22 protein-coding genes are annotated in these 21,704 nt (G+C 68.0%); 8 read left to right on the top strand and 14 right to left on the bottom strand.

The features are described from left to right. The first annotated feature begins 45 nt into the window (after window positions 1-45). Window positions 46-1,017, top strand: coding sequence for a cytochrome c oxidase assembly protein (locus ACWDAK_RS24020; RefSeq protein WP_427395526.1), 972 nt, complete (start codon window positions 46-48; stop codon window positions 1,015-1,017). Between the two features lie 121 nt (window positions 1,018-1,138). Further along, complete coding sequence (locus ACWDAK_RS24015) at window positions 1,139-1,459, top strand: VOC family protein (RefSeq protein WP_427395518.1); 321 nt, start codon at window positions 1,139-1,141, stop codon at window positions 1,457-1,459. Between the two features lie 91 nt (window positions 1,460-1,550). Here the strand turns inward: ACWDAK_RS24015 and ACWDAK_RS24010 are convergent, their stop codons facing one another. The 3 genes from ACWDAK_RS24010 to ACWDAK_RS24000 form a co-directional block, all read right to left on the bottom strand. Then, on the bottom strand, window positions 1,551-2,096 hold the full coding sequence (locus ACWDAK_RS24010; RefSeq protein WP_427395517.1) for an NUDIX hydrolase: 546 nt from the start codon (window positions 2,094-2,096) through the stop codon (window positions 1,551-1,553). 4 nt (window positions 2,097-2,100) lie between these two features. Further along, window positions 2,101-3,222: an adenosylhomocysteinase gene (locus ACWDAK_RS24005; protein WP_427395516.1), complete on the bottom strand. Its 1,122-nt coding sequence runs from the start codon at window positions 3,220-3,222 to the stop codon at window positions 2,101-2,103. A 432-nt stretch (window positions 3,223-3,654) separates the two neighbouring features. Further along, window positions 3,655-3,894 carry a hypothetical protein gene (locus tag ACWDAK_RS24000; protein WP_427395515.1) on the bottom strand — a complete coding sequence of 80 codons (240 nt, stop codon included), beginning with the start codon at window positions 3,892-3,894 and terminating at the stop codon, window positions 3,655-3,657. Window positions 3,895-4,450: 556 nt separating this feature from the next. On the opposite strand from ACWDAK_RS24000, the gene ACWDAK_RS23995 reads away from it, so the two are divergent. Continuing rightward, window positions 4,451-5,671: a helix-turn-helix transcriptional regulator gene (locus ACWDAK_RS23995; protein ID WP_427395514.1), complete on the top strand. Its 1,221-nt coding sequence runs from the start codon at window positions 4,451-4,453 to the stop codon at window positions 5,669-5,671. 221 nt (window positions 5,672-5,892) lie between these two features. Here the strand turns inward: ACWDAK_RS23995 and ACWDAK_RS23990 are convergent, their stop codons facing one another. The 5 genes from ACWDAK_RS23990 to ACWDAK_RS23970 all read right to left on the bottom strand — a co-directional run bounded on the left by ACWDAK_RS23990 (window position 5,893) and on the right by ACWDAK_RS23970 (window position 10,741). Continuing rightward, window positions 5,893-6,048 carry a hypothetical protein gene (locus tag ACWDAK_RS23990; protein ID WP_427395513.1) on the bottom strand — a complete coding sequence of 52 codons (156 nt, stop codon included), beginning with the start codon at window positions 6,046-6,048 and terminating at the stop codon, window positions 5,893-5,895. A gap of 107 nt (window positions 6,049-6,155) precedes the next feature. Then, a complete protein-coding gene (locus ACWDAK_RS23985) occupies window positions 6,156-6,512 on the bottom strand; it encodes a hypothetical protein (RefSeq protein WP_427395512.1) in 357 nt (118 codons plus the stop codon). Between the two features lie 337 nt (window positions 6,513-6,849). Then, complete coding sequence (locus ACWDAK_RS23980) at window positions 6,850-8,250, bottom strand: phage major capsid protein (RefSeq protein WP_427395511.1); 1,401 nt, start codon at window positions 8,248-8,250, stop codon at window positions 6,850-6,852. A 3-nt stretch (window positions 8,251-8,253) separates the two neighbouring features. Then, a complete protein-coding gene (locus ACWDAK_RS23975; RefSeq protein WP_427395510.1) occupies window positions 8,254-8,499 on the bottom strand; it encodes a hypothetical protein in 246 nt (81 codons plus the stop codon). 637 nt (window positions 8,500-9,136) lie between these two features. Next, complete coding sequence (locus ACWDAK_RS23970; protein WP_427395509.1) at window positions 9,137-10,741, bottom strand: recombinase family protein; 1,605 nt, start codon at window positions 10,739-10,741, stop codon at window positions 9,137-9,139. A gap of 313 nt (window positions 10,742-11,054) precedes the next feature. On the opposite strand from ACWDAK_RS23970, the gene ACWDAK_RS23965 reads away from it, so the two are divergent. Continuing rightward, complete coding sequence (locus ACWDAK_RS23965; RefSeq protein WP_427395508.1) at window positions 11,055-11,678, top strand: class I SAM-dependent methyltransferase; 624 nt, start codon at window positions 11,055-11,057, stop codon at window positions 11,676-11,678. Between the two features lie 24 nt (window positions 11,679-11,702). Then, entirely contained in the window at window positions 11,703-12,725 is a 1,023-nt protein-coding gene (locus tag ACWDAK_RS23960) for an alcohol dehydrogenase (RefSeq protein ID WP_344640355.1), read from the top strand. A 142-nt stretch (window positions 12,726-12,867) separates the two neighbouring features. Here the strand turns inward: ACWDAK_RS23960 and ACWDAK_RS23955 are convergent, their stop codons facing one another. Next, window positions 12,868-13,074: a DUF1737 domain-containing protein gene (locus ACWDAK_RS23955; protein ID WP_344640356.1), complete on the bottom strand. Its 207-nt coding sequence runs from the start codon at window positions 13,072-13,074 to the stop codon at window positions 12,868-12,870. 142 nt (window positions 13,075-13,216) lie between these two features. Between ACWDAK_RS23955 and ACWDAK_RS23950 the strand changes: the two genes are divergently transcribed. After that, window positions 13,217-13,546, top strand: a complete 330-nt coding sequence (locus ACWDAK_RS23950) for a hypothetical protein (RefSeq protein ID WP_344640357.1) — start codon at window positions 13,217-13,219, stop codon at window positions 13,544-13,546. A gap of 97 nt (window positions 13,547-13,643) precedes the next feature. Here the strand turns inward: ACWDAK_RS23950 and ACWDAK_RS23945 are convergent, their stop codons facing one another. Next, window positions 13,644-14,108: a hypothetical protein gene (locus ACWDAK_RS23945; protein WP_344640358.1), complete on the bottom strand. Its 465-nt coding sequence runs from the start codon at window positions 14,106-14,108 to the stop codon at window positions 13,644-13,646. Window positions 14,109-14,287: 179 nt separating this feature from the next. Between ACWDAK_RS23945 and ACWDAK_RS23940 the strand changes: the two genes are divergently transcribed. Further along, entirely contained in the window at window positions 14,288-14,920 is a 633-nt protein-coding gene (locus ACWDAK_RS23940; RefSeq protein WP_344640359.1) for a hypothetical protein, read from the top strand. Window positions 14,921-14,983: 63 nt separating this feature from the next. Here the strand turns inward: ACWDAK_RS23940 and ACWDAK_RS23935 are convergent, their stop codons facing one another. The 3 genes from ACWDAK_RS23935 to ACWDAK_RS23925 form a co-directional block, all read right to left on the bottom strand. Continuing rightward, window positions 14,984-15,358, bottom strand: coding sequence for a hypothetical protein (locus ACWDAK_RS23935; RefSeq protein WP_344640360.1), 375 nt, complete (start codon window positions 15,356-15,358; stop codon window positions 14,984-14,986). 253 nt (window positions 15,359-15,611) lie between these two features. After that, window positions 15,612-17,012, bottom strand: coding sequence for a S8 family serine peptidase (locus tag ACWDAK_RS23930; RefSeq protein ID WP_427395507.1), 1,401 nt, complete (start codon window positions 17,010-17,012; stop codon window positions 15,612-15,614). Between the two features lie 453 nt (window positions 17,013-17,465). Continuing rightward, window positions 17,466-18,269: a DUF6424 family protein gene (locus ACWDAK_RS23925; RefSeq protein WP_344640362.1), complete on the bottom strand. Its 804-nt coding sequence runs from the start codon at window positions 18,267-18,269 to the stop codon at window positions 17,466-17,468. A 308-nt stretch (window positions 18,270-18,577) separates the two neighbouring features. Between ACWDAK_RS23925 and ACWDAK_RS23920 the strand changes: the two genes are divergently transcribed. After that, window positions 18,578-19,579 (top strand): DUF2278 family protein, encoded by a 1,002-nt coding sequence (locus ACWDAK_RS23920; RefSeq protein ID WP_344640363.1) that lies wholly within the window; start codon window positions 18,578-18,580, stop codon window positions 19,577-19,579. A 199-nt stretch (window positions 19,580-19,778) separates the two neighbouring features. On the opposite strand, the gene ACWDAK_RS23915 is transcribed toward ACWDAK_RS23920, so the two are convergent. Beyond that, window positions 19,779-21,704 (bottom strand): D-alanyl-D-alanine carboxypeptidase (locus ACWDAK_RS23915; RefSeq protein ID WP_449806499.1); only part of this gene is annotated, 1,926 nt, incomplete at its 5' end.

The following is a 21,704-nucleotide window of genomic DNA, read 5'->3' as shown; positions in this document are numbered from 1 at the left end:
GACGAGGGAAAGCGGGACGCGCCGATGGGCGACGGCATGGCAGGGATGCACCATCACCACGGGGGCATGGGCACGCCGGGGCCGTTCAACCTCGACAACGTGCTGAGCTGGTCGCCGGACTGGCCCTTCCTGATCGGCGGGCTGCTGGCGATCGCGCTGTACGTCGCAGGCGTGGTCCGGCTGGCCCGGCGCGGGGACCGCTGGCCGATCGGCCGCACCGTCGCCTGGACGGCCGGCATCGGCTCCATCCTGCTGGTCACCAGCACCGGGCTGAACGACTACGGCATGGTGCTGTTCAGTGCGCACATGATCCAGCACATGGTGCTCTCCATGCTCTCCCCCATCCTGCTGCTGCTGGGCGGGCCGATCACGCTGGCGCTCCGCTCACTGCGCCCGGCCCGCAAGGGCAGCGGGCGGGGGCCGCGCGAACTGCTGGTGGCGCTGCTGCACAGCCGGTACATCCGGGTGGTCTCGCACCCGGCGTTCACCATCCCGATGTTCATCGCCAGCCTCTACGGCCTGTACTTCACCCCGCTCTTCGACTATCTGATGCAGTACCGGCTCGGGCACATCGCGATGATGGTGCACTTCCTGGCGGTCGGGATGTTCTTCTTCTGGCCGATCATGGGCGTGGACCCGGGGCCGCACCGCCCCGGCTTCGTGATTCGGATCATCGAGCTGTTCATGGGGATGCCGTTCCACGCCTTCTTCGGCGTGGCGGTGATGATGGCCAGCCACCCGCTGGTGACCACCTTCACCGCCGAGGGCGCCCCGGCCGGCACCGACCTGCTCTCCGACCAGAAGCTCGCGGGCGGCATCACCTGGGCCTTCGGTGAGATCCCGACCGCGATCGTGCTGATCGCGCTGACCCTGCAGTGGGCCAAGTCCGAGGAGCGGCAGGCGCGCCGCCGTGACCGGGCCGCCGACCGCGACGGCGACGCCGAGCTGAACGCCTACAACGCCTACCTCGCTTCGCTGGAGAAGCGCGGCGCCAAGCCGGCCGCCGACGCCGGCTGAGCCGGCCCACATCCGGAGCCCCGTCCCTGGAAACCGCTGCCAGGGGCGGGGTTTCGTCGCACTCCAAGGGGTATTGCACCCTTGCCCTGACTGATGATCAGCTCTTCGGAGGTTTGCCGCGATGCCCGCCCGCTTCAAGGATCTGTGCCTGGACGCCAACGACCACCAGGCCCTCGCCGACTGGTGGTGCACCGCCATCGGCTACGTCCGCCGCCCCGGCAGCCACCAGCCCTCCGACTCCGTCCCGATCGAGGATCCGGCCGGCGCGGGCCCGCTGATCTGGGTCAACCCGGTCACGGAGCCCAAGGCCGTCAAGAACCGCATGCACCTGGACGTCTTCGGCGACACCGCCGAACTCCTCGCCCTCGGAGCCACGCTGATCCGCGAGCGCGGCGGCGACATCGAGTGGGACGTCCTGGCGGACCCCAACGCGTCTAACTAGCAGTTCTGGAAGATACCGCAGGTCGGCGGCAGCAAGAAGCCCCGCCCATGCGCCACGGGGGAAAGACGCACGGACGGGGCAGCTCAGCGGGTCAGGCCGTCAGAGCCTCTACGCGAGCCCTGAGCCGGTCATCGGCGATGCTCCCGACCGGCCGCCACGTGTAGCCACTGACCTCCTCCTCTTGGAGCGTCACAAGCTCGCTTCCCGCCGTGCGGAACACGAACCGGAAGTCCACGTGGAAGTGGTCTGGTTCGCCCTTGGCGGGGTTCTCCGGGATCGGGTGCACGTCGATGTGCACGGGGCCGTTCCCGGCCAGCGTGACCGCTCCGGCGGGGATGCCTGCCTCCTCGGTCAGCTCCCGCAGTGCGGCACCGCTCAGCGTGGCGTCCTCGGGTTCCAGGTGCCCGCCGGGGGTGAGCCATTTGTCGAGTGCCACGTGGTGGATGAACAGCACGTGCTTGTGCTCGTTGACCAGGACGGCCCCGGCCGTGGCGTGGCCCCGGAACTCTTTGCGGCTGGACAGCTCAGCGCCGGAGTCCAGCAGCGACAGCGGCAAGGCCAGGTCCGCCTTGTCCTCCGGGAACTCATCGACGTAGGCCGTCAGCGTGGCGCGGATGTGGTCGGCCGTGATGGTCATGGGATCACCTGTTGTAGTAGTTGAGCCAGGTAGCGGCGATGGTCGCGCGGTCGTCCGCCGGGACTTCATGCATGGTGGCGCCGAGATCCCGCCGCGCGAGCAAGCGCACACCTGCCAGGATCTCAGCCTGAACGAGGAAGATGAACGGCCCGACGCTGGCGCCGTGCAGGAAGTTGACGGCGTTTCCGTTGTTGAGCAGGTAGAAGTAGTGGCCCGTGGTGCTGTAGCGGGTCACGCTCTCACCCGAACTGCTGCGCGTGTAGCCGTCGGGCAGTCCGTCCAGCTCCAACTCGTCCTCGCTGCTGGTGACGGTGGCGATGTAGGCGCCGTTCCGCAACAGCGGGAAGTCCTCGCCACGCAGCGAAAGAGCACCGGTGGCGCAGAGCACGAGCCCCGCCCGGCTGATGGCTTGGTCACGATCCCGCGCCACGCTGAACCCCTGAGACAGCGCCTGTGCGCGTCGCACGGGGTCAATGTCGTACACGGTGACGTGAACTCCCTTGGCGTGCAGCAGCCTTGCGATGCTCGACCCTAGCTTGCCGAAGCCGATCACAAGGGCCGGACGGCCGTGCAGGATGTCCCCGCGCCCGCGCAACAGAGCTTCGGTCGAGAAGACGACGGACTGACCGACTAGGAAGTCTTCGGGGTCCTTCAGGGGCGAGCGAGCGACCGATACCACGGGACACGGCAGCTTGTCCCGGTCGGCGTAGCGCTTGTGCCCATTTTCGGTGTCCTCGACCACTCCGAGGATGCGCCCGGAGAACCGGTCACACAGCGCGTCGATCACTGGGGCGAAGTACCCTCCCACGTCCAACAGAACCACGTCGTCACCGGCCGTCCTGGTCTCCAGGTAGGTCACGGCGGTGTCGGCGTTGGCGAACAGATCACGCGACAACTCGTCACAGGGGACGGCCTGCTCGATCTCCCGCCGCGCTGCCGAGTCGATCGACTTGGGCTTGGGCAGCACCGCGCGGAGGTTCGTCACAGCGCCAACCGCCCGCACGAACGCCGGGCGCTCCGGCAGCAGGTGCGTCACCAGCAGGGACGACGGGAGTTCCGGCGGCGCAAAGTGCCCCGCGATCTTTCCGAAGTACGTGTCCAGCCGTGCGCGCTCCGAGGCTTCCACAGCTATACCCTCCTTGTCTTCGGCGTGAGTGAACCCGCCCCGACCGGCTCGACCTGTCCGGGGTTGGGGACGGCCGGGGCGGGGGTCTATGCGGGCCTGACAGCAGGCCGGGGGCTCCGGGGCCGCCTCCGGCTCCTCCGGCGCCGTCTGGGGCGGTCTGGGGTCTTCCCGGCGATCATGCGGCTCCACCCACGGTGCCGGGCACCGTCTCGTGCGCGTCGTGCATGGCGGCAACCAACTGCGCCCGCCGTACGTACCGGTTCGCCCGCTCGAATCCGTCAACGCAGTACGGCAGCGTCACCAGTCCGGCGTCAGTCGGGATCGTCGGCCCGGGGGCTACCAGGGTCGGACGGTCACAGCAAGCACAGCGGCCAAGCCTCCAGAGCTTTCGGGGCGGCAACGGCCAGGGCGGTGCGGGCAGGATCTCGTCAGTCATCGTTGCCTCGCTTTCCTGGCACGGCGCTGGGCAGCGCGGCGCATGAACGGCTCACTTGCCGACACCCCGACCATGAGCGCGAGGCAGGCGGTGAACATGAACAGCGCCGCCCTGGTCGAGAACGGGGCGCTCGCGCTGAGCGGCAGCGTGGCCAGAAAGCCCGCCCCCGGGCTTACCGAGATAGTTACAGCAACCGCAACCAACAGCGTTGCAGCGCCGCCAAGTTGAGGCTTCACGGGGCACCCCCACCCTGCGGCCGGCCGGGGGACTGCCGGGGGCCTAACTCCCTTGTAGGGATGATGGGTTGAATCTCACTGGCCGGAGTGTCCCACGCCACGCCCCCACCTACGGGCTTGAGCTCTACCGCGTGCTTGGTGGTGTAGCTGGGGCCGTCGTAGATCCCGTTCACGCCGTGTTTCGTGTCTCGGACCAGCTCCCCGATCTGGGGCTTGTACAGCGTCTGCGGGGGCCGTCTGCGCACGGTCACTGCCCCTCCGGAGTCCGGTCGTGAGTCTGCGCGGGCATGGCCGGTGCGGTCCGGATGACCTTCGCACTGCGCGTGATCACGTCCGGTCGATCTCCATAACGGTTGGCCGCGCGGCTGTCGATGGTGGAAGTCATGGTGTGTCCGTCCTGATCAACGCCAGCCGTTGTGTGAATCACCAGTACAGGGCGGCTTCTCGACCTTGAACAGCGCACGCATGCCGCATCCATGCCGCATCGATGCCGCAGAGTCGCTGCACCAGGTGCTCTGAGCTGGTAGAACAGCAAGTCAGAGACTGGGAGGCGGGAATGGCAGCGCGGCGCGAGGATTTCATTAAACGGCGCAAGCTTCTTGGATTTACTCAAGAATCATTGGCTCAGACCGTTGGCGTCGATCGCTCCACGGTGGGCCGGTGGGAAATGGGGCAGGTCGATCCCCAAGACTGGAACCGCCCTGCCCTCATGAAAGCTCTTCGGGTTACCGCCGATGAGCTCGATTCTCTCATCAATGCTTCGGCTGTCTCGGTGCCAGCAACACCGGTCACGATCGCGGAATCCAGCTATGACGACGAAATTGAAGCTCTGGAGCTTGTTCGTCGTGTCTCAGCGAGCGACGTTGGCAAAGCTACGCTTTCGCATCTAGAGCTAGCGTTTGATGGGCTCGCCACCAAGTACCCGACTGTCCCTCCGCATGAGCTGCTGGGGCAGGTGCGGAAATACTCCGGATACGTTGGTAGCCTCATGGACGCGAAGAAGACGCTGGCGGAGCACCGACAGCTGCTTGTCGTCGGCGGGTGGTTCTCCCTGCTAGGCGCGACTCTTCATATTGACCTCAATCAGCAGGATGCGGCAACAGCGAGGTTGCGAACGGCAATGACGCTGGCCCAGCACGCCGACTACCCAGAAATTCAAGCATGGTGCTACGAAACAGACGCCTGGCGGGTGCTTACAGATGGCGACTACTCCAAAGCTGTGGAATTGAGCGAAGCAGCCCAGCAGCTTGCCCCTAAGGGGAGCTCTGTGGAAATCCAAGCCACAGCCCAGAAAGGTCGAGCGTTTGCCCGGCTGGGCAATGCTGCCGAGACGTACGCCGCAATAAGTCGAGTGCAGTCCCTCTCTTCCTCGGCAGGTTTTCCCGATCAACCAGAGCATCACTTCCAGTACGATCCCGCAAAATCTGTTGCCTACACCGCTACAACGCTCGCATGGCTAGGGGACCCAGCAGCGGAGACCTACGCGCGAGAGGTAATTGCACGACTTGCGCCGCCGGACGATATCTCGAAATGGCCGCGTCGGGTCGCCTCGGCAAATATCGACCTCGCCCTATCGCTCGTAGCCACAGATAGGTTGGACGAAGCATGTAACGCTGCCCAGCGCGCCATGCTTTCCGGTCGAGTGGCACCCTCTAATCATTGGCGTGCGCTCGAAGTCGTCCGGGCAGTCGAAACCCGCAGGATTTCGGACGCCAGGGACCTGCGAGAAGTCTATGAGGGGATGCGGCTCGAAATAGAGCCCCCGAAAGCGAGCTAAATGGGCACAAGAAAGCCCCCTGCGCCGACGATGGTACAGGGGGCTTTGCGCTGCACGGGTGCCGGACCGCCACGGGTCCACCGGCTAAGTCGAGTTGACCACAGGCGCCGACAGCGAGATTCGCCAACTTGCCTGCGCTGGTGGCCAGTTGCCCCAGGCCGGCCCGAGGGTCCAGGGCCCCAACTCCACTTAACAAAACGGGCGATGCGGAGACTTCCCGTTTACTCAGCGGGCGGGATGTTGGCCAGCACAATGCTTGCTGTCTCGCGGGCCTTGAGTGGTGCGCGGGGCGGAGCCTGCCCGGCGGCGATGCGCTGAAGTAGGGCGATCTCGTCCGGCCGGAGGACCCCCAGCGCGGCGAGGCGAACGGCTCCCATGGGCGGGAAGTTGCCATAGTTCTCGATCCAGCGGTTAGGAACACCAAGTTCCCGCCATTCAGCGGGAGTTCGGACCAGAAAGGATGCGATTTCGTCGCTCTTCCGCTTCAGCGCGCACCGCCCATCGCATAGAAGCCTCGCACGCCCGCGCGGGCCTGCGGACGGGACTCTTCGTCGCCCTCCGGCAGGCGGAGGGCCGACACCAGCCGGGCAAGTGCGATGCGCTGCTGCCGGGCCTCTTGTAGCGCAGGGTGGACCTTCGGCGCTGCGCTGTAGCCCTGCGAGGGGACGGTCTCGCCTTCGGATCGGATGGTCTCGTTGAGAGCGTCCAGATTTTCGAGGCATTCGCATATCTCTGAGAGAAGTGCGATTTCGTGGGCGCCGAGGTCATATTCGCCGGTTACTTCGTCCCAGAGGGCGCGGGCGCGCTGCCCGCCCCACCGAGCGGCGGTGCTTTTTGCCATGGAGGTGCCTCCAATTGATCTTCTCTACTAGTTCGCCACAAACTTCGTAGCGTTTCAGGTGCCGCGCGTGCGCGTCGCCTTTGGGGCAGGGTCCCGAAGACGATCACGCATAGACATTCACCCACCCCCCTACCCCCGCATATATATGCAAGAGTCACGCTGCAATGCCGCGCGACCGCGCTGGCCGACAGCGAAGCCGGTCCGTCCGGCCGGCGAGCCGAATGCCTCGGCCAGGCTTGCTAGTTGGACCCCAGAGGGGCTTGCCGGGAAGGCACTACAGCGCCGCCCAGACCATGGTGAGAAGCATGGTCCGAGCGGCGCTGAGTAGGCCGTCACGCTAGAACGACGGGGTGACCGAGCCAGTTCCGGAAATGATGGCGATCGACTGCGGGTAGCGGGCTGCCTGGAACGAGATGTACGAGTACAGGCGGCAGAACAGGCTCATGTTCTGAGCGTAGGTCTGCGGGAATGCCTCGGCCCGAATGTGAGACTCCCACAGGAACAGATCAGAGGTCCGCGCGAGAATGATGGGGTCCTGGTTGGTACCGGCACCAAGATTGGTCGGCAGGTTGGCGTCAACGTAGACCGGAAGCCCCAAAATCTTGCCGACGTAGCCCTCAGCAACGACCTCGCCAGCCTGGACACCAGCGGCGTTCCACGGGCCGGAAGCGTCCGGAACGATGAGCGGACGGCCGTTCGCGTCGCTCTGCGCGGTGATCCATGCCCAGCGACGCGGGTGCATGAGGATGGCGTCCGGCGGGAGGTACCGGCTGGTGTGGATCGACTGGATAGCCTGCGCAATCTTGCTGTACAGACCACCAGCGCCACCCAGTGCCGGAGTTGCCTGCGTCCACGCCACGGAGGTGGTACCGGCGAGAGTGAGCAGTCCGGTGGCCGCGCCTCCCGTGCCGCTACCGCCGATGACCTGCTGGTCCAGCTTCATGGCGTAGTCGGCGGCGAGGTCCGACAGGATGACCTGATCCATGGCTACCGGCGACTGCTCGACCAGCTGTAGGGAGAGGGTCTGGCCACCAGCGATGGTCACGACGGGCGAACCGACCGACGTGGTCGTCATGTCGGTCTGCTGCACAGCGCTGTTCTGCGTGCCCTGCACGGCCTCAGCGGTACCGGTGTTGACCTTCGGCAGGTTGATCACGTCGGTACCGGCGGGCAGCGGCATGTAGGTGGCACGGTCAGCGATCACGCGACCGGGGCGCGCCAGCTTGACGAACTGAGTCTCAAGCCAGGCAGGCGGTACGAACTCGCCACCAGCACCGTTCGTGGTCGAGATAGCGCGCTTCTCGTACTGCCTCGCATTATTACGGCGGATACGGTCGGCAGCGTCGCCGTCGCCCTTGTGCTGCGAGGTAAAAAGGTCGCGGAAATATGAATTACCCCCGTCGGGGCGGTAAATCTCGGCCTCGCTGACCTGGAATCGCGAGTAGCCGGGCATGCGGGTTGCGGTGTTGCTCACGCTGGACCTGTCGTTGGTTGAGTTGCGGGGCGCGTACTTGCTCTGCATCGGCGCGGCGGCGTTGTCAGCGCGAAGCTGCTCGTCCAGCTCGTCAATTCGGTCATCAAATGCCCAGAGATCGGTCTCCAGCCGATTGAACTCGGCGACTTCGGCGGCATTGAGATTGCGCTTCTCGGCCTTGGGCTTGCTGAGAATCGCCCGCATCTCCTTTTGGGCCTCGCGCCGCTTGGTGCGCAGGTCGGCGAGCACTTCTCGCTTGTCCATAAATCAGTTGCCCTTCGGGTACGCCGGCAGCGGGAATTCGGCTTCCGCCCTATTGGTCTTCTCGGCCAGCGCACGGGCATGGGCCGTTTCCATCTCGGCAATCACGGCATCGTGGCGCGCAATAGCCACGTGCAGGTCCCGCGCGAGATCACGCAGTAGAGGCGTTTCCGCACTGCCCAGAACAGCCGCAAGGCGGCGGCGCTCGTTCTGCGACATGGCATCGACGGCGCGCTGTACATAGGTCGACACAGGAGACTCCTTCAGTCAGTGAGTTCGGATTCCGCCAGCTAGGCGGGAGCAGCGCGAAAGGAGCCAGAAAAACAAAATGGCCCCAAGTCGCTGTGCGGCGGTGGCAGACGCCTGCAACAGCTGGACCTGGGGCCAAGCAAAGGGGGCGACCTGCCACAGTCGCGGTGAGGAGCAGAAAGCTCGCTCGCCCTTAAAGGAGTGGGAAGGATTCCTGCCGGACGGCATGACGCCGGCCGGAGGGCCGGGCAGGGTCACGGCTCGGGCGGGATGCCCCCAGGGGGACCTAGAGGGCATCCCTGAGGGCCTTGTATGCCACGTTGGGTGCTGGAGGCCGTGAGGATTCACGCAGCCCTCAGGGGCCGTTCTGTGGCGTCTGGAGATTGGGCACCAGATGGCCGCCGACGCCAGCGAGAGCGGGCCGCCGGGGCTCCCATGACGGCACTGACAGTCGGCACCCCACTTCGGGTTGCCCAATGGAATCTCATTGGGATTACCGGAGGAGTAATAGAACTGTCATACCCGTCATGCAAGAGACACAAATACCCACCTCCTTGCGCTGGCGCTCCGCCCCGCCGGTCAGAAGGCACGCAAAAGCCCCCGCCGGGCCGGGGAGGGCCAGACGGGGGCTCAGAGGGGGCTACGCGGCGACAGGCTCACTGAGACGCAGTCGCGCGCCGGGGACACCGGGAACGAACGGTCGGTCCGTAAGCCCCTCTGCGAGTGCCATGTATTCATCGATCAACGGGTCCAGTTCTCCGCGCACCGTGAAAGTCACGCGGGACTCGTCCAGCCGTCGCCAGCCGCCGGGCGTACCACGCCTGACCGTCAGGCGGGCACCGGAGTCCAACAGCATCCCGCGCTTTCCTGCGGTGTCGGCATCCCGCCACTCGTCGGCGTAGGTGCGGCCCGTCTTGACGACCTCGCGGCGCGGCTCAATCTTCGGTGCTGCTTCCAGCTCGGCAAGCCGGGTGTCCAGCGCGTCAGCGCGCTTCTGCCATGCCTGCCGGGCGGCATTGGACTTCTGACGCCCCTCCTGCCGCTGGTGCTCCTCGAACTCCGCCAGCGTCGCAGCGATCTCCGGGGCGGGGTCGTATCCGGGGATGGTGCGAATATCAAGGACCTGTATCCCGCCGACAAGCCGCAGGAACTCACGTTCCACGAACTCATCAGCCCATTCGCTCTTGATGTTCGCTGGAGCCTTACAAGTCTCCCCCCGCGCATGGGAGTTGCACTTGTAGGACGCGCTGGCACTCCGGGACTTGGCGGACGGCACAGACTCGTACATCCGACCACCACAAGTGTCACAGTGGATCACGCGGAGCAGCAGAGCGTTGGTGTCCTTGCGCTCCCGGTTGTCCACGGCCCGTTCCTCGAACAGGGTGCCTATGGCGTCGTACTCGGACCGGGTCAGGATCGGCTTGGTCGTGGCCAGGATGGGGCGGCCGTCGCTGTCTCGGACCGGCTTGCCCTCGTGCAGCTTCCAGCCGATCAGGGCTACCGACGTGAGCACCTTCTTCACGATGCTCGGTCCCCACTTGAACTGGTCTCGCTGCTCGTATTCACCCCGGGTGCCACCCGTCTTGCCGCCGGTCTTCCTACCCTTCTTCAGTGCCCAGTGATCGCGGGGCGAAGGAACGCCGTCCGCGTTGAGGTCCGCCGCTACGACGCTTGCCGTCTTGCCAGACAACAGCTCACGGATCATGCGCTCAATGACCTTCACGGCATCTCGGTCAGGCACCAGCGTCCAGCCGCCACCGTCGAGCGGTGCGGGCTCGTAGCCGTAGTGCGGACGCGAGCCGCGCCAGCGCAGCGGCATCGTGCGCATGGCCGCCTGCGCACCCGTGACACGCTCGGCGATCGACTGGGCTTCCATCTGGGCCGCGAAGGCGAGAAGGGTGGCGATCAGCTCGCCCACGACGTTGCCCATGTCCAGTTCGAGGCGGGCACCGCCCGGCCCTTCGGCGAACACGAGCCGCTTGCCGTGCTTGCGTGCCCAGGAGACCAGCGCCGACATGTCCGCCATGGACCGGACGGCCCGGTCCAGGCGCCACCAGATGATCATGTCGAAGTCGTCGGGCCGCTGAAGCCAGGGACCGAGCTGCGGACGCTCGAACGGCGTCGTCTTGGACGCTGACACGTCCAGGTCTTCCGCTTCACCGACGATCACGGCACCGAGCGATGCGGCGGCGGACTCGTTGGCCTCACGCTGACGGCCCGGGGACGTGGTTTCGTCGGTCGTCACGCTGAGGCGGATGGCGGAGAGCGCACGGGGGCGAGGATCAGTTTTCACCCCTTTCAGGGAGTGGGGCGAATTCCTAACGGTGCTGACCTGCGAAGATGCAGCCATAGCGGGGCCCTCCCAGAACCGCGTGTCTCACGCGTTGGGAGACCCCGAGGGCAACGAGTTCTGCGTCTTCACCCCGCGCGGCTGAACGCCCCGCTCAGCCGAGGGCCGGATACCCGGGCAGCGGTGCCACCCGCCAGTCGTCCGCGAACCTCCCGAGCAGCAGCCGCACGGTCTCGGCGAAGGCCGGCAGTTCGGTCTCTCGGCCGCGATGATCTCGGCGGCGCGCGAGCACTGCGCCGGACTGGCCGATCTGACGTTCCGACAGGGCAGGGCGGAGGAGACCGGCCTGCCCGACGGCAGCGCTGACATCGTCTTCGAACGGGCCCTGGTGCACCACCTGGACGATCTGCCGACTGCCTTCCGGGAGGCCCGCCGGGTGCTCGCTCCGGGCGGGACGCTGATCGTGCAGGACCGGACGATCGAGGACGTCCGCCGCCCCGGGTCGGCCGACCACCTGCGCGGATGGTTCTTCGAGTTCTTCCCCGGCCTGCTGGAGCCGGGAGTACGCCGGCCCGGAGGAGGTCCGAGCCGACCTGCTGGCCCGCACCGGCCGGTCGATACTGCACGAGCTGACCGACGCCCAACTGACCGGGCTGGCCGACCGCATCACGGCCCGGCTGCCCCGGGGGCCGATCCGCGAGCGGGACCACTGGACCATCTGGGTGGCCACCTCCTGACCGGCCGGGCGGCATTCCTGTTCACGGACAACCACCTCATTCCTTCGTTCAGTGAGCAGCCGATGGCCTGGCATGCACGGAGACCCGGCTCTCTCCCGCCGACCGCAACGCGCGGGATCGGGCCGGGGCTGGTGTGCTGGTGCTGGGAGACGTAGTTCCAGCACCGGGAGTGAGCCAGCATGAGCACCTATCGAGCCGCGCAGGTGGCCGCCGTCGGCCAGGCGTTCGAGATCGTCGAGCGGGAGGTACCACAGCCCGGCCGTCACCAGGTACGGATCGCCGTGGAGGCCTGCGGGATCTGCCACAGCGATGCCATGTTCGTCAACGCGGCGCTGCCGGGCGTCCGGTTCCCACTGGTCCCCGGGCATGAGATCGCCGGGCGCATCGAGGAGCTGGGCGAGGGGACGCAGGAGCGCTGGCAGGTGGGCGACCGGGTCGCGGTGGGCTGGTTCGGCGGCAGCTGCCATCGCTGCACCCCCTGCCGCCAGGGCGACTTCATCGTGTGCGAGAACCTGAAGGTCCCCGGCTGGACCTACGACGGCGGCTTCGCGGAGAAGGTGATCGCCCCCGTGGACGCCCTGGCCCGGATTCCCGACGGGCTGGCGGCCACCGACGCCGGCCCCATGGCCTGTGCGGGCGTGACCACGTTCAACGGACTGCGCCGCAGCCCGGCCCGCCCGGGCGACCTGGTCGCGGTACTCGGCCTCGGCGGCCTGGGCCACCTGGGCGTACGGTTCGCGGTCGCCATGGGCTTCGAGACCGTGGCAATCGCGCGTGGCGCCGGCAAGGCCGACTTCGCCAAGCAGCTCGGCGCACACCACTACGTCGACAGCACCGCGGACACGTCCGTCGCGGACGCCCTGCAGTCCCTCGGCGGCGCCAAGGTCGTCCTGGCCACCGCCGCCAACTCCGACGCCATCACCGCGACCGTGGACGGACTGGCCCACCGCGGCGAGCTGGTGGTCATCGGCGCGACCGCCGACCCGCTGGGCATCAACCCGGCCCAGCTCATCATGCGGGCCAGGACCGTCCGCGGCCACGCCTCCGGCACCGCCCAGGACGTGCAGGACACCATGGCCTTCAGCGCCCTGCACGACATCCACCCGATGATCGAGACCAGACCGCTGGACCAGGCCGACGAGGCCTACCAGAAGATGCTCTCCGGCGCCGCCCGCTTCCGCATGGTGCTCACCACCGGTTGACAGCCGGGACGAACGGTGTCACGCCGAAGTGTGCGCGGGAGACCCCGGACAGGGCAGGACGGGAACAGGCCGCAAGGGCCCGGGTAAGCGCCACAACTCACCCAACCCGTACGGCCCTTCTCACGTCACGAGCCGATCGCGACTACTGCTGCTCACCACGTCCATGTGACCGCGCCGGCCAGACCAGCGCCTGGGCGACGATGACGCTCTCACCGTTGAAGGTGACGGCGGGGCCTTCGTGTAGTTCGTAGCCAAGAGCAATCATTTCGCTCACACGGTGGCAGAACGTGGCGTCGTCCGGTCCGGTCAAGATTCGGTAGACGGGCAGTCCGTCTGGCGGTGTGCTCATGAGGAGCAGGATCCCAGACGCATCCACCTACCGACCCAGCGGGCTGGCACCCGGCCTCAATCGCTCCCAAAGTCGTAGGCCCGTTCCGGGCTCAGTCCCACCCGAGCCGCTGCCCCCCTTGAAGGCGGCTATCAGGGCCGAGTTGACTGCACAACATCTCGTCGCCCGGCGAGCCCTCGCCACCGTCCTCGGAGACCCGGTGCCCAACTCCCGTGCCCATCTCGGCTCCCGTGCCCGCCGCATCTCGCGCATCGCCGCGGTCACCTTCGCCGCCGCCGCCGTGATCGGCCCGATCGCCATCTCCCCCGCCGCCCGGGCGGCCCGCCGAGACCGCGCCCGTCACGGCCGCGCCGCTGCACGTGCTGACCTGGCCGACGGTGACCAGTCGGGGCCACGGCTACACCTGCACCGATCTCTCGGACCACTACCCCGTGGTGTGCAGGTGATCTCCGCAATCCCGCAAAGGACTTGACTCTGCACCAGCACCTCGGGGCGGCTGACGAACGGTCGGCTGAAGGGTGAGGCCGTACTGAAGCCGGCCTGCATCGTCGAGCCGCGCGCTCGGTGGGCTACTTGGCGGACTGACTGTCCGGGTGCGTGACGTTGCTGGTGTCCAGGGAAAGGCCGCTGAACCCCGCGACAGCGGCGACCAGCACGGCTTGGGCAGTTGCCGGGGAAGGAGTCCGGAAGACCTCGATCGCGGCCCAGACGCCGATGCCGACGGGCGACACGAAGGTGAGGAACGAGAGCGTCGTCGTGAGAATCCTGCTGATGTCCTGGTCGAACTTCTTCGAGGCTGCACCCCAGAGCGGATTGACGACCGAGCCCAGTCCTCCGACGGCAAGGCCGGTGATGCCGCCGCCAAGTCCTGGTGCCCCGCTCGGCGGGTCGGTCAGCGAGAGCCCCAGGAAGGCCATGACCGCGAGAAACCCGAGGTGCTTGGCGACCAGAAGGGTCTTCCCGAGCGGGAGGGGGAGGTGTTCTACGGTGAACCAGGAGAATCCTCCGCGGCGTTGGGGCGGTCTCGTGCGCACAGTTCCACCTGTACACCTCACCGCACCATCGCGCACGCCTGCCTGCGCCTGGCGGATGAAACCTCGCTGCGACGCCTCCGGGACACGGTCTGCCGGTACCGCCGATCCACAGGATTTGATGCTCCCTCGCCGCAGCCGGACGATAGACCTATAGCGACCCCATCCGGGGAGGTAAGGCCATGACCAGGCGATGTACGACCACGGCGATAGCCGCTGCTGTCATGATCGGCGCCGGCGCGATCGCACCGCAGACCGCCGGCGCTCAGGACTACGGACCGAACACCTGCAGACAGGGATACGTCTGGCGCGTCGCACGGGCCAGTGACCTCGTGTGCGTCACACCGCAGACACGCGCCGACACCGCCACCGACAACAGTCTGGCGCCCGGCCGGACCCTCCCGAACGGCTACTGCAGGGAGGGCTACGTCTGGCGCGTGGGGTGGGGTGCCGACGACCTCACGTGCGTGACGGTGAAGGCGCGCGCGCAGGCGCAGTCGGACAACCAGCAGGCCGACGACCGGCGGCTGGCGGTACGGGTGTGGACGACCTCGGGGAACGGCACGCTCAAGATCAGCGGTGACCACTTCAATGTGAACGGCAAGGTCCGCATCGTGGTCACCGGCGCGACCCAGAGGTCCTGGACGGTCACGGCCACCGGGAACTCCGGATTCGCCGGCGGCAGCTTCGGCCTCGTCACCGGTTTCCCCGGACCGTGTGCTCCCGGAAGACCGAACTCCCAGGTCCGTGCGATCGACCTGACGTCGGGGCGGACCACGAGCAGCGTCCCGTTCGTCTACTGCGTCAACCTCTGAGTGGGCGAGTCGTCCCTGCTCAGCCTGGGGGGGGATCCACCTCCTCACGCCACGCCGGGCACCTCAGCGGTCCGCGCCCTTGAGCGCGCTGCCCACGCCGACCACCAGTGCCGTGCCGAGCGCCCAGCCGACGATGGTGAAGCCGGTGGAGCACCACATGGCCGCGCTGTGGGCGACCACCAAATCGCGCTGGTGCAGGTTCACGACGGGCAGCAGGAGGTCCAGGGTGTACAGCCAGGGCTGGAACACCTGGTGGGCCGAGGCCGCCGTGCTGGTGAGGTGGATGTCGTCCCGGAGCATGGAGAACAGGACGCCGCCCGCCACCTCCAGGAGGCCGAGCGCGAACAGCACCCGGATCGGGGAGAAGCCGTAGTTGACGGTCGCCCGCATGAAGGCGCCCTTGAGCAGGGCGTGCGCCTGGCCCAGGCGACCGCTCACGCTTCGCCTGCGCGGTCACACGATCGCCGCTCGCGACGGCGTCCCAGATCCGCAGGTTCAGGCCGTTCAAGCCGATTCGAACATACTGCATCACGCCAACTCCCGTGCCGACCCGTTCCGTTGGCGGCATCAGGCAGTGGGGTTCCTCATCGCCGGACCTGGGTGTGCCCACGAGTCGCCCCGGCTCCACTCGGCTACGGGGAGGCGACCCCACTGCATGTCGCCGCCCCTTTGGTGATCGCCGGGCGGCCGGTCAGAAGTGCGTCCGGACGTACTTCAGGGCCTCACCCACGTTCGCCAGTCCCGGACCGGTGGCCTCGTCGGGGCCGGGCCCGGCCGGATTGTTGAACCGCGGATGGTTGTGGCCGACGGTGACGTCGGTCGCCGTCTTGACCAGCGCCTCGGTGAGCTGTTGGACGGTGAGGCCCGGACGGCCGCCGGCACCCAGGAGCACCGCCGCGGCGCCGGCGATCTGCGGCGCGGCCGCCGAGGTGCCCGAGAACAGCGCCCAGCCGTCGTCCGACCTGGTGCCGTCGGGGGTGTCCGGGAACTGGCCGTCGCTCGGCTGGCTCTCCTCGACGTCGAGCTCGCAGCCGGGTGGGATCGGGAGCATCAGGTACTGCGCTCGCGGCAGCATTCCCACCAGGCCGCAGACGGTGGGCACGATCTCACCGTCGAACCACGGACTGGCGTATCCGCTCGCGTAGTCGGAGGCCTGCAGGACGAGCCCGGGACCGACGAACACGCCTCCGGCCGCGATGACCCCGGGGATCTGCGGCTCGATCGAGAAGTGGCCGTTTCCTGCGGAGAACACCACCACGATGCCCTGCTGCACGGCATCGGTGATCTCCAGGACCCAGACGCGGGAGGAGGCGGGCGGCATCGGATCCGGAGGAGGGTAGTCGAGGTCGCCGCCCCAGGAGTTGGTGAGCACCTGCGGGTGGTCGCCCTTCGCCCGGAGGAACCCGGCCATCGCGCTGGTCAGTTGACCACTGGAGTTGCTCGCGCGGTAGAACCGCAGCGTCGCACCCGGGGCGACGGCGAAGACGTTGGCCGACTCCCCGGTACCGTGCCCGATCGGATCCTCGGCCGGATTGGTCCCCGGCACCACGGTGACGACGGGGTCGATGCGGTAGCCCTGAAGGGCGAAGTAGGTGTGCGCGTAGTGTCCGGTGTCGACCATGGCGACCACGACACCTCCGCCCAGCGCGCCCTGCTGCTGTGCCGCCGTGGCGCCGAGCAGCATGGCCACATCGCCCGGGAGCCGGAGGTGGTACTTGCTCACGTTCGGCGCCTGGGCGGCCGGTGACAGCCGGTACGGCGAACGCGGCTGCTCCAGCACGACGGCCTCGATCGCGTCCGTGTCCCGCACTGCGCCCACGCCCAGATCCGCGGGCTGGCCGTCGCCCACGACGTCGAGGTGGGTCACGTAGCGCAGGCGCCCGTTCTGCACCCGCTGCAGCACCTCGTACGACTCGATCCGGCCACCGGTCAACTCCTCGTACGCGGCGGGCGGTCCGCAGACGGTGAAACCCAGCCGGCTCTCGGCGGTGACCGTGAGTCCGGCCGCCAGCGCGCGCTCCTTGGCGCGGGCGCGGGTGTTCTCGTCGGCGTGGAACGGCCTGGCCAAGTCGAACTCGGTTGCCTCGGTCATCGGAACGCCGCCCTGCGACTGTGCCGACACATAGCCGAACACCAGGTCAGGGGGAGGCTGCCCATTCCTCGTGATCTTGGGAAGCATCATGTCTCCTCATCGGATCGTCCCGGGCGCGGCTGCCCGGGGAACAGCGGTCGCGGATACGGAGTCTGGGACCGGCATCACGGCGACGGACCGCACGGCCCGCACGGAGGGATCCGGTACCAGCAGTACCCGGGGATGTGCGAGTGGTCTGCGACGGAGGTTCCCGAACGCCTCCCGGAACCACGCTGCCGGGCCGATGCGCACCGACGGCCACCGGCAGGACGTCGAGCCGGCACTCGCCGCACCACCGGAGCGGGGCATCCAGGTGTCGCCGGTCACCGTCCCGCAGCTCGACCGCGGCCTCGACGACGTCCGGCCCGGGGCCGCCCGCGGCTCGTCGGCCCGTGTACCTGATCACATGCCGGCTCACGCGGCCGTACGCGGCGGATCGGGTGTCCTGGCGGCCGCCTTGCCGTACTGCCGCGCGAACGCCGCCTGGGCGACCGGGTGGTCCGCGTCGAGCAGTAGGACGTCTCCGCGGCCCTGCGCCCGGTCCAACCGGGAACGCAGCGCGGACTGGTCCGGCGCGTAGAGCACCTGGACCCGGCCATCACCCGAACCGCGCTCGGCCACCGGGGCCACGGCCACGGCATGGCCCCCCTCGTCGGTGACCCACAGTTGGAAGTCGTCCTCCTTGAAGAACACGATCTCGGTGATCGGGCTCGGGTAGTGGTGGACCCCACCGCCCTGCGGCAGTTCGGCGGAGTGCACGTCGTGCGGCAGCGGCATGCTGGCGTTGCAGATCGAGTCGGTCCAGCGCTGGACTCCGGCGGCGTCGGTGATCTTCGTGTTCAGGAGGTCTTCGATTCCGAGTTCCTTCACGGCGTCCGGACAGAACGCGTAAAGGCGTTTGGCGTTCTGCCGCAGCAGATCGACCTTGGCCGGGTCGGCGCAGAATTGCGCGGACCACTCGATTCCGGCGAGGTTGCGGACGACGAACCAGCCGTCGTCGTCCTTGAGCCAGAGCCCCCCACCGTGGTGGTCCTCGACCGGTTCGGGCCCGTAGAACGGCTGCGCCAGGGTGCCGACCAGCTTGTGCAGCTCGGTGCGGGCGGCGTCGTACTCCGGGGAGTCCGTCCGGGGTGGATGCCCGGGGATGTTGATGGTCCAACCGAGCTTCTCGGCCTCGGTGTGGGACTGGGTCGGATCGCCCCTCGCAATGGGAGGCATGGGGCCCTCCCTCCCTTATAAATTTGTATACGTTCTACATAAGCGTACTAACTACGTTTACCTTGTATCTCCAGCCTGCGCCTGGTGTCGCGACGGGTCAAGGTGTGCCCGTCCGCGAAATGGCCCGCAGGGCGCCGGTACCGGGAACTCCGCTCGGGTGGGTGAACGTCGGCGATCCTCCGCTCCGGCGGGTGGCCGATCGGCGATAACGGGGAGCGAAGGCCGGGTCGCCGCGACGGAGTCGGATCCGTGTGCCACCCGTAGCGCGCCGGGCGGGGACCCGCTGATTCAGCCCGAGAGGACCACAGATGCCCCTGAACGACTACGGCGTGCTCGCTGCCAGAGCCATCGAACGGCGCCGCGAGGGAGATAGTGTCCCCACGCCTCACTACCAGATCCACCTGCGCGACGACAGCGGCGTCGACTATCGCGTCGCGGTGAACGTCAAGTCCCAGCAGACACCGTCTGACCTTCTGTACCTGGTTGATGCCGACTTCCGCCATCCGCTGACGCAGTTGCTGCCGGAAGCCGGCAGCGGATGGACCAGGGAGCCGTCGCAGCCCGGTACCGCGAGCCTCGACTTCATCCGCGGCAACCTCTTCGACCCCGCCCTCATGCGCACGCTCCCGCCCGACCTCCCAGGGGCCGACAACGACCTGGAGGACCTGATCGACCACTACGTCCAACGTGCGATCGACGAACCGGCCGCGTGCATCTACGCCTTCGGCCAGCGATGGCCCACCGAGCAGCTGTCTGACAAGGCGCTCGGCTTCGGCGCCAGGAGCGGTGTCCACGACATCCACATGAACCAGGGCAACAGTGGGCAGTGGGTCGCTGACGACGGGGTCTGGCAGGACGGCGGCCTCCTCATCCGCCTGCCCTCCGAGAATCGGTGGGTCGCCGTCTTCCTGGCCTTCCAGTCCCAGTCGTGGCACACCGACGACGGAACCGGCCACGCCCTCGCTCCGGTCCGGCCCATCACCCCTGGCCAGGAGCAGGTACGGATCGTGGCCGCCGTGCCCAACCCCGCCACCTCCGCGCCTGCCACCGTCACACTCCTCAACGCCTCCCCCGCGCCCGTCAACCTCCAGGGGTGGCGCCTCGGCGACCAGCACATGAACCTGCTTCCGCTCCCCGAGGAGCAGCTTCAGCCGGGCGAAACCCTCAGGATCTCCGCCGAGCAGGACGGGTTCAGGCTCGGCGCCGACGGCGGTGCGATCACCCTCCTCGATCCGTCGAACTTCAAGGTGCACGGCGTTGCGTACACCAAACGGCCGGCCAACAGCGCAGGGAGCAGCATCACCTTCTGAGCAGTCGTCCCCGGTCAGCGGTCGTCCGCGGTGCCGACACAGGAACGGTCCGGACCCGGGCGGGCGCCATCGGCGCCCGCCCGGGTCCGGTCTGCCGCGACGGCCGGGAGGCCGTGGTCCCGGCCGTCGCCGAACAGCTCGGCTGCCAAGCGGACTTGGGCCTCAACCCAGGTCTTCGAGGTACCGCCGTCCGGGCGCCTCAGCCGAGGCGGGACAGCTTCGCACCGAGGCCCGGTACGCTCAGGTCGTGCTGCAGGGCCACCGGCACCTGGGGGCCCGCCACCGCCCCGGACCGGAGGATGAGGACGCCCACCACGGTTCCCGCCTTCGCGCTGCGCGGCACGCCCTTGGCGTCTGCGGACAGCGTCAGCTGCGTCTTCATGCCGGGCCAGCCGACCATCGTCAGATCGGCGGCTGCGACCACCGGGGCCCTGCCGCCCAATCCGTCGTCGACATAGCCGACCGCCTCGCCCTTCTTGAGGACGGTGGCCGAGGTCAGGGCCTTCTGCACCTGGGTGATGAGCTTCTGGCTGACCGTCAGCGCCTTGTTGAGGCTCGCGTCGGGAGAGAAGCCGCTCTGCTGGCCCATCACAACGCCCAGGATCAGCTGCTTCCTGCCGTCCGCGGTCTGCTGCGCGGCCCACATCAGATTGCCGCCCGCCGCCGTGCTCGACCCGGTTTTGATACCGATGACACCCGGGTTGACCAGGTCGTTGTTGTTGTTGAAGAGCCGGTCCGGAACACCGTCGATGGTCGTGTTCGGTGTCGCGACCACCGCGCGGAACACCGGATCCTGCATCGCGGCACCGGCCAGCTTGAGCTGGTCGACGGCGGTGCTGCGGGTGCCGGCGTCCAGGCCGCTGGGGTCGGTGTACGTGGTGTCGTTCATGCCGAGCTGCCGGGCGGCGGCGTTCATCTTCTTCACGAACGCCTCATCGCTCCCCGCATCCCACCGGCCGAGCAGGCGGGCGATGTTGTTGCTCGACGGGATCAGCATCAGCTCCAGCATCTGATGCTCCGTGAAGTGCTGGCCCTCGCCGACCCCTGCCCTCGACTCGTCCTGGTTGTTGGACTCCTTGGTCGCCTGTGCGTCCACGGTGATGTCCGGGCCGGGGGCATCGCCCTTGAGCGGGTGGTCGCGCAGCACGACGTAGGCGGTCATCACCTTGGCCATGCTGGCGGTCGGCACCGGCTTCTGCTCGCCGTACGTCCCCAGGCTGCCCACGCCCTCGACCTCCACTGCCGCCTCGCCCTCGCTCGGCCAGGCAGGGGCCAACGGGCCGCCGGCGAACGTGTAGGACGGCGCGCCGCTCATCACCAGTACCGTCTTCGGCAGTGGGCGCAGCATCTGCACGGCGCAGAAGACGATCGCCAGCAGCACGACCAACGGGGTCCAGATCTTCACCCGGCGCAGGACGGTTCGCCAGAAGGTCTGCGGCGGCGGAGGCGTGTTCGTCAGCTCGGCGAGCACCTTCAGGGGCTCTTCCGCCGGAACGGGCGGCACCGGCTGCTCCCGGGTCCGCTCGGGCTCGGTGGGTCGCCCGGTGCCCGCTTCCCGGGCAGCGCCGGGCCTGCGGGGGACGGACAGCTTCATCGTGGTGTCGCTGCCGGAACCGGCGGACGCCTGGGCGGACTCGGTGCGATCCCTCGCCCCGGCCAGTGTCTCCTTGGCGGGCGTGTCTCCGGCAGACGCGCTCTTGGCGGGTGTGCTCTTGGCAGGCGTATCGGCGGGCTTCGGGGTGTCCGCCGGCCGGGTCGGGAGCCCGGCGGGCTTGGCGATCCGCACGGTGGCCTCGGCCGGCTCGTCCGGCGCTCCTGTGGGGCTCGCCTCGGGAGTGGCGGGCGCCGTTCGCTCGACCGAAGCGGCAGCGTCCGGGGAAGCCACCTCGGCGGCACCGTCCGTGTCTTCAGACGCGCCCGAGTCCTTGGCGTCGGCCGGGTCCTCGGCGGTAGCCGCATCTTCGGCATCAGCCGAGTCCTCGGCGGCAACCGCTTCTTCGGCATCAGCCGAGTCCTCGGCGGCAACCGCATCTTCGGCATCAGCCGAGTCCTCGGCGGCAACCGCATCTTCGGCATCAGCCGAGTCCTCGGCGGCAACCGCATCTTCGGCATCGGCCGAGTCCTC

It is taken from the genome of Kitasatospora sp. NPDC001175 (assembly GCF_053598215.1).
The sequence above is the reverse complement of the archived record's forward strand: the minus strand, read 5'-3'. Positions and strand labels throughout refer to the sequence as shown.